Source organism: Streptomyces spongiae, from assembly GCF_009377185.1.
Classification (GTDB): domain Bacteria; phylum Actinomycetota; class Actinomycetes; order Streptomycetales; family Streptomycetaceae; genus Streptomyces; species Streptomyces spongiae.
The window spans coordinates 1-12,178 of the sequence record NZ_VJZC01000296.1; the positions used below are offsets into that span (position 1 = coordinate 1).

The 12,178-nt window shown below is 71.9% G+C and carries 12 protein-coding genes; 4 read left to right on the plus strand and 8 right to left on the minus strand.

Annotated features, from left to right (window positions below):
- The coding region (locus FNH08_RS30790; RefSeq protein WP_152774804.1) for an MFS transporter at positions 1–534 on the minus strand (534 nt) is incomplete at its 3' end.
- Positions 535–668: 134 nt separating this feature from the next.
- On the opposite strand from FNH08_RS30790, the gene FNH08_RS30795 reads away from it, so the two are divergent.
- A complete protein-coding gene (locus tag FNH08_RS30795; RefSeq protein WP_152774805.1) occupies positions 669–1,646 on the plus strand; it encodes an Lrp/AsnC family transcriptional regulator in 978 nt (325 codons plus the stop codon).
- 99 nt (positions 1,647–1,745) lie between these two features.
- Here the strand turns inward: FNH08_RS30795 and FNH08_RS30800 are convergent, their stop codons facing one another.
- Complete coding sequence (locus FNH08_RS30800; protein WP_152774806.1) at positions 1,746–2,618, minus strand: LysR substrate-binding domain-containing protein; 873 nt, start codon at positions 2,616–2,618, stop codon at positions 1,746–1,748.
- A gap of 156 nt (positions 2,619–2,774) precedes the next feature.
- On the opposite strand from FNH08_RS30800, the gene FNH08_RS30805 reads away from it, so the two are divergent.
- Entirely contained in the window at positions 2,775–3,815 is a 1,041-nt protein-coding gene (locus FNH08_RS30805; RefSeq protein WP_322725805.1) for a bile acid:sodium symporter family protein, read from the plus strand.
- Here the strand turns inward: FNH08_RS30805 and FNH08_RS30810 are convergent.
- The 3 genes from FNH08_RS30810 to FNH08_RS30820 form a co-directional block, all read right to left on the minus strand.
- Positions 3,754–4,986: a hypothetical protein gene (locus FNH08_RS30810; protein WP_322725806.1), complete on the minus strand. Its 1,233-nt coding sequence runs from the start codon at positions 4,984–4,986 to the stop codon at positions 3,754–3,756. The genes FNH08_RS30805 and FNH08_RS30810 overlap by 62 nt on opposite strands.
- Positions 4,987–4,996: 10 nt before the next feature.
- Positions 4,997–6,919, minus strand: coding sequence for a sialidase family protein (locus FNH08_RS30815; RefSeq protein ID WP_152774807.1), 1,923 nt, complete (start codon positions 6,917–6,919; stop codon positions 4,997–4,999).
- Between the two features lie 132 nt (positions 6,920–7,051).
- Positions 7,052–7,963, minus strand: coding sequence for a quinone oxidoreductase family protein (locus tag FNH08_RS30820; protein WP_152774808.1), 912 nt, complete (start codon positions 7,961–7,963; stop codon positions 7,052–7,054).
- 85 nt (positions 7,964–8,048) lie between these two features.
- On the opposite strand from FNH08_RS30820, the gene FNH08_RS30825 reads away from it, so the two are divergent.
- Together FNH08_RS30825 and FNH08_RS30830 are read left to right on the plus strand one after the other, a co-directional pair.
- On the plus strand, positions 8,049–8,489 hold the full coding sequence (locus tag FNH08_RS30825; RefSeq protein ID WP_152774809.1) for a MarR family winged helix-turn-helix transcriptional regulator: 441 nt from the start codon (positions 8,049–8,051) through the stop codon (positions 8,487–8,489).
- 19 nt (positions 8,490–8,508) lie between these two features.
- The gene (locus tag FNH08_RS30830) at positions 8,509–9,051 is read left to right on the plus strand and encodes an isochorismatase family protein (protein ID WP_152774810.1); all 543 of its coding nucleotides are present in this window, start codon (positions 8,509–8,511) and stop codon (positions 9,049–9,051) included.
- A 100-nt stretch (positions 9,052–9,151) separates the two neighbouring features.
- Here the strand turns inward: FNH08_RS30830 and fdhD are convergent, their stop codons facing one another.
- The 3 genes from fdhD to FNH08_RS30845 all read right to left on the minus strand — a co-directional run.
- Entirely contained in the window at positions 9,152–10,024 is an 873-nt protein-coding gene (gene fdhD / locus FNH08_RS30835; RefSeq protein WP_152774811.1) for a formate dehydrogenase accessory sulfurtransferase FdhD, read from the minus strand.
- A 52-nt stretch (positions 10,025–10,076) separates the two neighbouring features.
- Positions 10,077–10,937, minus strand: coding sequence for a 2Fe-2S iron-sulfur cluster-binding protein (locus tag FNH08_RS30840; protein ID WP_152774812.1), 861 nt, complete (start codon positions 10,935–10,937; stop codon positions 10,077–10,079).
- Positions 10,934–12,178, minus strand: a 1,245-nt coding sequence (locus FNH08_RS30845; RefSeq protein ID WP_152774813.1) for a complex I 51 kDa subunit family protein, incomplete at its 5' end; no start/stop codon positions are given. The genes FNH08_RS30840 and FNH08_RS30845, both read right to left, overlap by 4 nt.

The window sequence follows — 12,178 nt, forward strand, 5'->3', positions numbered from 1 at the left end:
CCGCAGCGTCAGCCAGACCGCGGCCACGCTCACCGGAAGGTTCACGAAGAAGATCCAGCGCCAGCCGGGCCCGTCGGTCAGCACCCCGCCGAGCACGGGCCCGACCGCCGCCGCGCCCCCGCTCACCGCGCCCCACACCCCGAGCGCCACCGACCGCTGCCGCCCCTGGTAGACCGAGCCCAGCAACGGCAGCGTCGTCGCGAACATCGCGGCGGCGCCCACCCCTTGCAGAGCCCGCGCCGCCACCAGCGTCCCCGGCCCGGACGCCAGCCCGCAGAGCAGTGACGCGACGGCGAACAGCGCCACGCCCGCCACATGGACCCGCCGCCGCCCCAGGACGTCGGCCGCGGCTCCGACCCCCAGCAGCAGCGCGGCGAGCGCGAGCGCGTAGCCGTCGACGACCCACTGCAGATCGCTGAGCGAGGCGTCCAGCGCCCGCGCCATGTCCGGCAGCGCGACCACCACGATCGTCACGTCCAGCAGCAACATGAACGTGCCCAGGCACACAGCCGTGAGCGGTCCCCATGTACGCATGACCTCGGATCCCTTCCCGAGTCGGAACGCGCGGCCGCTGACTCGGCCGTGCACGTCTGCGTACGATGGGCCGTACCGGACGATCAGCCCGGCCGTATGCGAACAGCCGCCGGAATCCGACAGGATCTGCTCCGATGAAGCTGGAATCCCACACCATCGACGCGCTCGACCTGCGCCTGCTCGCCGCCCTGGAGGTGGACGGCCGCGCCCCCTTCAGCCGGATCGCGGCGGTCCTCGGCGTCTCCGACCAGACCGTCGCCCGCCGCTACCGCAAGCTGTGTGCCGAGGCCGGGCTGCGGGTCGTCGCCGTCCGGGACGCCCAGCGCCTCGGCCAGGACCAGTGGACGCTGCGGCTGCGCTGCGCCCCCGACGGCGCCGAACCCATCGCGGAGGCCCTCGCCAAGCGCCCGGACACCAACTGGATCGGGCTCGCCTCGGGCGGCACCGAGATCGTCTGCATGACCCGCCCGCGCAGCCCGGGCGACCACGACGACCTCCTGCTCGGCAAGCTGCCCCGCACCCCGCGCATCGTCGAGATCCGCGCCCACCAGTTCCTGCACCGCTTCTTCGGCGGGCCGACGGGCTGGGCGAGCAAGTTCGGGGTGCTCACGGGCGACGAGATCGCCGCACTGCGCCCCGACCCGGTGGCCACCGGGGGACCCGCCCGCATCGACCCGGAGGACGAACCCCTGGTCGCGGCCCTGGAACGCGACGGCCGGGCCACGTACCCGGAACTCCAGCGGGTCACCGGCCGCTCGGAGTCGGCCGTGAAACGACACCTCGCCGGCCTGCTCGCGTCGGGAGCCGTCTACATCGACGTCGAGTACCACACGGAGATCGTCGGCCACCACCGGTCCGCGGCCCTGTGGATCACCGCCGAGCCCGCCCGTCTGCAGGCCGTCGGGGAGGCCCTCGCGACCCACGACGAGGTCGCCTACGCCGCCGCGACCGCCGGTCCCTCCAACATCTTCGTGACCGCGGTGGTCCGCGACACCGCGCACCTGTACGCCTACCTGAGCGGGACGATCGGCCCGCTCGACGGGGTCCGGCACGTGGAGACGACGCCCTACCTGCGCAGGGTCAAACAGCTCACGTACCCGCAGCCGCGCTGAGACCCGGTCAACGGAGAGTCAGCGGGGAGCCAGCGGGGAGCCAGCAGGGAGTCATACGGGAAGCCATACGGGAAGCCATACGGGAAGCCATACGGGGAGTCAGCCCCGCCGCCCCCGGTGCAGCCGGTCCCCGCCGGACAGGATCGACGCCGCGAGCGCGTCCGCGGCGCCCTGAGCCGCGCCGTGCCGCCGCCCGTGGACGACGACGAAGTCGACCTCGCCCAGCTCGGGCAGGCCCGCCCGGTCGGGCACCCGGACCAGGCCCGGGGGCACCAGCCCGTGCGAGTGCGCCATCACGCCGAGGCCCGCGCGGGCCGCCGCGATCAGCCCGTTGAGGCTGCCGCTCGTGCACGCGATGCGCCAGGCACGGCCCTCCCGCTCCAGTGCCTCCAGGGCCAGCGCCCGGGTGATCCCCGGCGGCGGGTACACGATGAGCGGCACCGGACGGTCGGGGTCGAGGCGCAGCCGCTCCGCCCCGATCCACACCAGCCGGTCGTGCCAGACGAGTTCGCCGCGGGGATCCTCGGGGCGCCGTTTGGCCAGCACCAGGTCGAGCTTGCCCGCGGCGAGCTGCTCGTGGAGGGTGCCCGACAGCTCCACCGTCAGTTCCAGGTCCACCTCGGGGTGGTCGCTGCGGAACCGCTCCAGGATCTCCGGGAGCCGGGTCAGCACGAAGTCCTCCGACGCGCCGAAGCGCAGCCGCCCGCGCAGCCGGGTGCCCGTGAAGAACGCCGTCGCCTGTTCGTGCACCTCCAGGAGCCGGCGAGCGAAACCGAGCATCACCTCGCCGTCCTCCGTCAGCTCCACCGAGTGGGTGTCCCGCGAGAACAGCTGCCGCCCGGTGGCGTCCTCCAGACGGCGCACATGCTGGCTGACCGTGGACTGGCGCAGCCCGAGCCGACGCGCGGCCTGCGTGAAGCTCAGCGTCTGGGCCACCGCGAGGAAGGTGCGCAGATGGGACGGGTCGTACATGGCGACCAGCCTAGCGCGGTCATCGTGAAACGTGATGACAGTCAGAGTGGTATGACGGATTCCCGATCGCGGTGTTCAGGAGCACGATGGAGAGGGCACGATCCCGGCCCGAGATGATCAGAAGCAAGCAGTACAGAACCGAGCAAGTGGAGCACCGTGAAACGCCTGCAGTGGCCCAGTTGGCTGCCGATCGACCCGTACATCCTGCTGTTGCTGGGGACGGTGGGTATCGCGGCTCTCCTCCCGGCCCGGGGCACGGCCGCCGACGTCGCCTCGGGCGCGTCCACCGCGGCGATCGCCTTCCTGTTCTTCCTCTACGGCGCCCGGCTCTCCACCCGTGAGGCACTCGACGGGCTGAAGCACTGGCGGCTGCACGTCACCGTCCTCGTCTGCACCTTCGTGATCTTCCCGCTGCTGGGCCTCGCCGCCCGCGCGCTCGAACCGGTGTTCCTGACGCACTCCCTCTACATCGGCTTCCTGTTCCTCACGCTCGTGCCGTCGACCATCCAGTCGTCGATCGCGTTCACGTCGATGGCGCGCGGCAACGTGCCCGCGGCGATCTGCGCGGGCTCCTTCTCCTCCCTCGCCGGCATCGTCATCACCCCGCTGCTGGCGGCGAGTCTGCTGGGCAGCAGCGCGGGCGGGTTCTCCACGGACTCGCTCGTCGAGATCGTGCTGCAACTGCTGGTGCCGTTCGTCGCCGGGCAGGTGGCCCGGCGCTGGATCGGCGGCTTCGTCACCCGGCACAAGAAGGTCCTGGGCCTCGTCGACCGCGGCTCCATCCTCCTGGTCGTCTACGTGGCGTTCAGCGAGGGCATGGTGCGGGGCATCTGGCACCAGGTCAGCCCGGTACAGCTCGCGGGCCTGCTGGTCGTCGAGGCCGTGCTGCTCGCCGTGATGCTGACGCTCACCTGGTACGGCGGGAAGGCGCTCAGGTTCAGCCGGGAGGACCGGATCGCCATCCAGTTCGCGGGCTCGAAGAAGTCCCTCGCCTCCGGACTGCCCATGGCGAGCGTGCTCTTCGGCGCACAGGCGTCCCTCGCCGTGCTGCCGCTGATGCTGTTCCACCAGATGCAGCTCATGGTGTGCGCGGTCATCGCCAAGCGCCGCTCCCACGACCCGGTGGAGCCGGAACTCACCCCGGAGCGAGACGAAGCGATACGAAGCGCGGTCGGTACAGGGACACGTTCCGGCTGAGGTTCAGCTGCGCCGACGTGGCGTTCGCGTCCAGCCAGTTGACGTCGTAGCTGAGCACGAGCCGGCTGCCGCCGCCGCTCAGCGTCCGGTGGGCCTGCGGGTTGTACGCCGCCACGTCACCCTCGGGCAGCGGCGGGCTGAAGCCCTTCGCGGGGCCGTGCCAGGGCCCGGTGGGCGAGCAGGACCAGTACGAGGTGATCGTGGTCAGCCCTCGGGTGCCCGCGGCCATGGTGAACAGCACATACGTACGGCCGTCGCGGACCACCGTGAAGGCGCTGCCCACACCCCTGCGCCGCCCGTCCCCGAGCACCGGCTCCGGCCGGCCGCGCACGGCCCACCGCTCGCCGTCCCAGTACTCCCACGCACCGGGCTCGCCCAGCCTGCCGCGCGGCACCCGGGCGGCGTACGCCTGAGACACCGGGTGCGAGGCGGCCTGCGCGTCGTTCCCGCCGAAGACGTACGTCCAGTCGCCCGCGTCGACGGCCGTCGTCCCGAACAGCACCCGCCGGGCCGGGTCGGTGACCGACCGCTGGTCCAGCACCGTCGTGACGCCCTCGAGCCGCAGGTCGGGCAGTGAGAGCGTGGCGACCTCGGTGGCCGTGGGCACGCCGTAGATCCAGGGCGCCCGACCCGCCGTACGGGTCCACAACAGGACCCTCACCACCTTCTCCGACGAGCCGGGGGAGCGGGGCTCGACGCGTGCCGCGACCGGCCAGCGCCACTGCTGCGGGGCCGGGTCCGGGAAGACGGGTGCCGGGAGCGTGGACAGGAGCCGCCCCGAACTCGACATCACCACGGCCGAGTTGCGCACCAGAGGCGTCGAGGCGTCCCGCCACGCGACCGACTCGCCCACCGGGTTGGGCGGCCCGTGCACCTGGCCGAGATACGTGTCCGAGAACAGCCACAGCACCCGCCCGCCCGGCAGCCGCACCGAGTGGGTGCCGTCGCCGCCGGTCCAGTCGTCGGTGCGCGCGCCGTCGTCCCCGTACCGCGTGAACTCGCCCGTGAGCGCGCTGTCCGTGCTCCAGGACCGCACCGTACGGGCCGCGCAACGGCCGCCGCCCTCCCGGTCGTCCGGGAGGGCGGTGAGCAGCACGGCCGCGAGGACCAGCACCAGGAGGAGCCCCAGGCCGGTCCCCGTCCGCCGTCGTGCTCGTGCGTCGTCGGGCACGAACGGGACGCTAGTGGCCCTTGCCCACCCGGTCCATGGGCAGCCACACGATCGAGCCGCGGTTCGTCGTGCTCGCCGTGCCCTGCTCGCCCAGGCCGGTCAGCTCGTCGTCACCGAGTGCCCGGTCGTAGACGCGTACGTCGTCGATCGCCCCGCTGAAGTACGCCCGGCTGTCCAGCTTCTGCCCTATGTGTATGCCGAAGGGCGAGTTCCGGCTGACCGACCCGGCCACGTCCGCCGTGCTGACGGCCGTCCCGTCGATGAACAACGTGAGCTGACCACCGCCCCGCCGCAGCGCGAGATGGTGCCACTGGCCGTCGTTGTACGCCCCGGTCGTGCGCACGGATGCCGACCTGGGCGCCGAAGCCCCGTCCCGAACGGTGATCAGACCCTGGATCCGGTCCGACGCCGGCTCGCCGCGCAGCCACACCTGCGGCTGGGTCGTCCCCACACCGCCCATCCACAGCAGCGGCTGTTCACCCGTCGTGGCCGAGTAGCGGAACCACAGGGACGCGGTGAAGTCCTTCGTCCCGAGCGGGAGCCGCGGGCTGTATGGCAGGCGTACGGCGTCGTCGGTGCCGTCGAACTCGATCGCTCCGCCGACCACGCCCTGAGTCGTGCGGGCTCCGCCGAGCACCAGCGCGGACTTCCCGCCGGGCGCCTTGTCGGACGTGGTCGGGTCCGCGCCGCGGCGCGCCTGCAGCCAGTCCTCGGTGAAGCGGGCGAAGCGGATCTCGTCGCGGGCGTCGACGGCACCGCCCTCGTACATCAGCCCCACGGTGTCCGCGCCGATCCCCACCATGTCGGAGTAGCCGGACCAGTCCGTCGTCACGACGGTCCCACGATCCACGCTGTCCCAGGTGCGCCCGCCGTCGTAGGAGGAGCGGATCATCATGGTCCGGCGGCGGTCCGGGTCGCCGGGGCAGGCGATCAGCAGCCGGCCGCCGAGGCGGAGCGAGGATCCCTGCACCTGCGGTGTGTAGAAGTCCGGGAGGGTCCGGAAGGGGGAGTCGAATGTGTCGCCGCCGTCACTGCTGACGGTCTGGGTGCGATGGCCGAGGTCGGTCCCGTCCTGTTCGCGCCCGCTGACGAAGACCGAGCCGTCCTGGCGCTCGGTGATCGTCAGCTCGGAGGGCTTCTGACGGAACGTCCCGTCGGCCGCGATCGGCCACGAGTCCGTGGCGCCGATCCTCCAGTGCTCGCCGCCGTCGTCACTGACGATGAGCGCGGCGTGGTTGGCGCTGACGCGGGTGCCGTTCCAGGTCTCGGTGTTGACGCCGAAGACGAGCCGGCCGGCGTGCTTGCCGCGGGTCAGCTGGATGCCGTGCACCGGCCCGGTGGCGTACCAGGAGTTCCAGTGCGACGGCAGGATCTCGTCGCTCAGGTCACGCGGCTCGGACCAGGTCAGGCCGTCGTCGTCGCTGTACTGCAGGTGCGGGGTGCGGTCGCAGGGGATCTGGCAGCTCCCGCTGTCCGTGCGGCCCGTGTTGTACGTCTCGGCGAGGAGGATGCGGCCGGTCTCGCGGTCCACGATCGGCGCGGGGTTGCCGTGCGTGTCGCCGGCGCCCTCGGTGACGACCCGGAGCGGGCCCCAGGTGCGGCCGCCGTCGGTGGAACGCTTGACCACGATGTCGATGTCGGCCGCGTCCCCGCAGTTGAGCACGCGGCCCTCGGCGAACGCCAGGAGCGTGCCCTTCGTGGTCTTCACGATCGCCGGGATCCGGAAGCAGGCGTAGCCGGGATCCTGTGCGGCCTTGAAGAGGACCTGCTGGTCGAACTGCCCGGCCGTGGGTTCCGGGTCGGTCGTCGCCGCCGCCGTCGCCGGTTCGGCGCCCGCCGGGCCCGGTGCCACGAGTAACGCGGCCACGGCGAGCACCGCGGTGAGCACGGTGGTGACGAGTGATCTGAGTCGTGCACGGTGACTTGACGGCATGGTGCGGCCCGCCCTTCATGCGTCGAGGCAAACAGGACATCGGACATCCCACGTCCAACGTGCAGGGCCACAGACGCTACTTCGCACCCATGGGCCCCACAAGGGGTGCGCGGCCATGCCGGTGACGAAGGGTCAGGGTCGCACCACCACCTTGCCGAGGTTGCTCCGCGACTCGATCACCTCATGAGCCTTCGCCGCGTCCTCCAACGCGAACGTCCCGTGCACGGCGGGCCTCAGCCTCCCTTCCCGGAACAGCTCCCACAGCTCCCGCCGCCACCGCTCGTACAGCTCCGGGCGCTCGCGTGCGATCCGCGCCATCTGGAAACCCGTCACGGTCCTGGCGCCCACCAGCAGGTCGTACGCCTGGACGGTCCCGCCGCCCGAGCTGTACGCCACGAGCCGGCCGCCCGGCGCGAGCGCGGCGACGGCCGGGGTGAGCAGCTCGCCGCCGACCGCGTCGAGCACGTAGTCGACGGGGGTGCCGAGGTCCTCGTACGTCACCACGTCGTCGGCGCCCGTGGCCCGTACGAAATCCGCCTTCGCCGTGTCCGAGACGGCCCCGACGATCCGGGCCGCCCCGTGCACGCGTGCGAGCTGGACCGCGAGATGACCGACTCCACTGGCCGCCGCCGTCACGAGGACCGACTCGCCGGGCTCGGGGCGTGCCGCGTCCAGCGCGCCGAGCGCGACCAGCCCGCTCCGTACGAGCGCGACGGCGTCGACGGGGCTCGCGTCCTCGGGCACGGGTGTGGCCATCGCCTCATGCAGAAGTGCGAAGTCGGCGTAGCCATGTCCGAAGCACAGCCCGGTGACGCGGTCGCCGACCCGGAAGCGGGTGACGCCCGCGCCCACCGCGACGACCTCTCCGGCGATCTCGCCGCCGAGCGGAAACGGTTCGGCGGCTTCCTTGACCTTGCGTACGACGGGGAGCGTCACCCCGGTCGCCTCCGTGCGGACGAGGAGGTCGCCCGGCCCGGCGGTCGGCACGGGAACCTCCTCCAGGAACAGTGGGCCGCCCGGCTGTTCGTACCGGACACGACGCATCGCACACCTCCAGAGGTCGTTGGGATTCCCCATGACTATCACGCATTCATGGGGAGCCCCAACGGTTTTTGGTTAGAGTGGGCCCATGTCCGCCGAAGCCCCGCTCCCCGCGATCCGCTCCCTCCCCAGCTGGCTGCTCGGTCGTGCCGCCGCCCGGGGGCGTGCCCTGGTCGCCGAGGCGCTGGCGACGGAGGGCATGAAGATGTGGCACCACGTGGTGCTCTCCGCGGTCCGTGACCTCGCCCCCGTCGCCCAGGCCGACCTGGGCCGCGGGGTCCGGCTCGACCCCAAGGACCTGGTCGGGATCCTGAACGACCTCCAGGCCGCGGAGCTGGTCGTGCGCGCCCCTGACCCCACCGACCGTCGCAAGAACGCGGTGTCCCTCACCGACGAGGGCGCCCGGCTCCTCGAACGCTGCGAACGGCTGGCGCGGGCGGCGAACGACGAACTCCTCGCCCCGCTGACGATGGCGGAACGCGAGCAGTTCATGGGCTTGTTGACCCGGATTTCCGGTACGGACGGCTGATGCGGGCTAACGTTCCGTCATGACCGCTCCGGACACCGAACCCCGCCTCGCCCTGGACCCGTCGCGCACGGCCCTCGTGCTCGTCGATCTGATGGACCGCATCGTGGGGCTGCCCCTGGAACCCCGCAAGGGAACCGACGTCCTCGTCGCCGCAGAGGAACTGGCGAGGACCTTCCGTACCGCCGCCGCCCTCGTCGTGCTCATCCGTGTCGAGCGGTCCGGTGCCGTCGAGCAGCCGCCGGGCAGCGGACTGGTCACCGGCCTCGCCCGGGACGGCGACCTCGAGATCGTGAAGCGGACCATCGGCGGCTTCCAGGGCACCGACCTGGATGAGCGGCTGCGCGAGCGCGGCATCACCACCCTGGTCTTCGGCGGCGTCGCCACCAACCTCGGCGTGGAGTCCACCGCCCGCGCCGCCGGCGACCTCGGCTACGACCTCGTCTTCGTGGAGGAGGCGATGGCCGCCTTCACTGCCGCAGAGCACGACGCGTCGGTCCGGCTGGACTTCCCGAGGCTCGGCACGGTCGTCACGGTGGGCGACGTGCACTTCACAAGGCCGTGACGCACCGGGGCGGCGGTGTGGTGAGCTGAGGCGGGGCCCCTGCGGCGCAGGGGGCGCTCCCCGCCTGCCGGGGCCCCGCCGCCGTGTCGCGGGGAGCCGGTCAACCCTGGGCGGCCGCGGCCCGCAGGGCGATACGGTCCTCGCCCGCGTACACGTTCATGGAGGCGCCCCGCAGGAAGCCGACGAGTGTCAGGCCCGACTCCAGGGCCAGGTCGACCGCCAGTGACGACGGGGCCGACACCGCGGCCAGCACGGGGATGCCCGCCATCACGGCCTTCTGCGCGAGCTCGAAGGAGGCGCGGCCCGACACCAGCAGGATCGCGCGGGACAGGGGGAGCGCGCCGTTCTGCAACGCACGCCCCACGAGCTTGTCCACCGCGTTGTGACGGCCCACGTCCTCCCGTATGTCGAGGAGCTCGCCGTCCTCACTGAACAGGGCCGCCGCGTGCAGGCCCCCGGTCCGGTCGAAGACCCGCTGGGCCGCGCGCAGCCGGTCGGGGAGCTCCGCGAGCAGCTCGGGATCGACACGGACCGGGGGAGTGTCACCGCCGTGCTCGTCGTGCGTGTCGTCGATGGGCCAGCGCGCCGTCGTACGGACGGCGTCGAGGCTCGCCTTGCCGCACAGACCGCAGGACGAGGTCGTGTACACGTTGCGTTCGAGCGTGATGTCCGGGATGACGACGCCCGGAGCGGTCTTCACGTCCACGATGTTGTAGGTGTTCGAACCGTCCACCGTGGCGCCCGCGCAGTACACGATGTTCTGCAGGTCCTTCTGCTCCGCCAGCACCCCCTCGCTCACCAGGAACCCCGCCGCCAGCGCGAAGTCGTCGCCCGGCGTACGCATCGTGATCGCGAGGGGCTTGCCGTTGAGCCGGATCTCCAGCGGCTCCTCGGCGACGAGCGTGTCCGGGCGGCTGGACACCGCGCCGTCCCGGATGCGGATCACCTTGCGTCGTTCCGTGACTCGTCCCATGTCCGTCCTGCGTCCCGTCCCGTGGCCGTCTCGTGTCCGTCGCTTGTCCCGATCAGTCCCGGTTCTGTACGTGCTGGTAGCCGAAGCGGCCCTTGATGCACAGGTTGCCGTGGGTCACCGGGTTGTCGTGCGGTGACGTGACCTTCACGATCTCATTGTCCTGCACGTGCAGGGTGAGGTTGCAGCCCACTCCGCAGTACGCGCACACCGTCGTCGTCTCCGTCTGCGCGGACTCCTCCCACGTACCCGCGGCGCGCATGTCGAACTCCGACTTGAAGGAGAGCGCGCCCGTCGGGCACACCTCGATGCAGTTCCCGCAGTACACGCAGGCCGAGTCGGTGAGCGGCGCGTCGTGCTCGACGGCGATCCGGGCGTCGAAGCCACGCCCGGCGACGGAGATCGCGAACGTGTTCTGCCACTGGTCGCCGCACGCGTCCACGCACTTGTAGCAGAGGATGCACTTGTCGTAGTCGCGCACGTAGAGAGCGTTGTCGATCTTCGGTTCCTCGTTGAGGCGGGCCGCGTCCGGGCCGAAACGGTCCGGTTTCGCCTCGTACTCCTTGATCCACTCGGAGACCCGCGGAGTCGTCGACAGGTCGACGGACGACGCGAGCAGTTCGAGCACGATCTTGCGGCTGTGGCGGGCGCGCTCGGTGTCGGTACGGACCTCCATGCCCGGCTCGGCCTTGCGGGAGCAGGCCGGAACGAGCGTCCTGGCCCCCTCGACCTCGACCACGCAGACCCGGCAGGCGTTCTTGGGGGTGAGGGTGTCGCCCTCGCAGAGGGTCGGGACGTCCTTGCCGGCGGCCCGGCAGGCGTCGAGGATCGTCGATCCCTCGGGGGCGCGCACGGGCTCGCCGTCGAGGGTGAACTCCAGGAGGCGACGCGGCACTCCGAGCGGTATCACGGTCATTCGTACGCCCCCAGACGGTCGATGGCGGATTCCACGGCGTTCCACGCGGTCTGACCGAGACCGCAGATCGAGGCGTCCCGCATGGCACGGCCCACTTCGCGCAACAGGGCGATGTCGCCGGCCGCGTCGGCTCCCGTGCGTTCGGCGATCCGGTGCAGCGCCTCCTCCTGGCGTACGGTGCCCACCCGGCACGGCACGCACTGGCCGCACGACTCGTCACGGAAGAACTCGGCGATGCGGAGCAGCAGACGGGGGAGCGGCACGGTGTCGTCGAAGGCCATCACGACACCCGAGCCGAGCGTGGTGCCCGCCTCGCGCGTGCCCTCGAAGGTGAGCGGGATGTCCAGCTCGTCGGGCCGTACGAAGCCGCCGGCCGCGCCGCCCAGCAGCACGGCCCGCAGCCGCTCCCGCACCCCGGCCAGCTCCAGCAGCTCGCCCAGCGTCGCGCCGAACGGCAGCTCGTAGATGCCGGGACGGTCCACGCTGCCCGACACACAGAACAGCTTGGGGCCCGTGGACCTGCCCGTGCCGATCGCCGCGTACGCCGGGGCGCCCATGGTCAGGATGGGCAGGACGTTGACGAGGGTCTCGACGTTGTTCTCGGCGGTGGGCTTGCCGAAGAGCCCCTTCTCCACCGGGAAGGGCGGTTTGGACCGAGGCTCGCCCCGGTAGCCCTCGATGGAGTTGAACAGCGCGGTCTCCTCACCGCAGATGTACGCGCCCGCCCCGCGCCGGATCTCGATGTCGAAGGCGTACCCCTGGCCGAGGACGTCGTCGCCGAGCAGTCCGCGTGCCCGTGCCTGCCCGATGGCGTGGGTGAGCCGGTCGAGGGCGCGCGGGTACTCGCCGCGCAGGTAGAGGTACCCCTTGTGCGCGCCGGTCGCGTACCCCGCGATCGTCATCGCCTCGACGAGCGCGTACGGGTCTCCCTCCATGACCACCCGGTCCTTGAACGTGCCCGGCTCGGACTCGTCCGCGTTGCAGACCAGGTAGTGGGGGTGGTCGGGCTGGGATGCTGTGGCCTGCCACTTGCGCCCCGTGGGGAACGCGGCGCCGCCGCGCCCCACCAGGCCGGAGTCGGTGACCTCCCGGATGACTCCGGCGGGGCCGAGTGCGAAGGCGTGGCGGAGCGCCGTGTAGCCGCCGTGGGCCCGGTAGTCGTCGAGGCTGAGTGGGTCGACGAGGCCGATGCGGCGCAGGAGGATCAGGTCGCTCTGGCCCGCCTGGGGGACGGCCAGGGC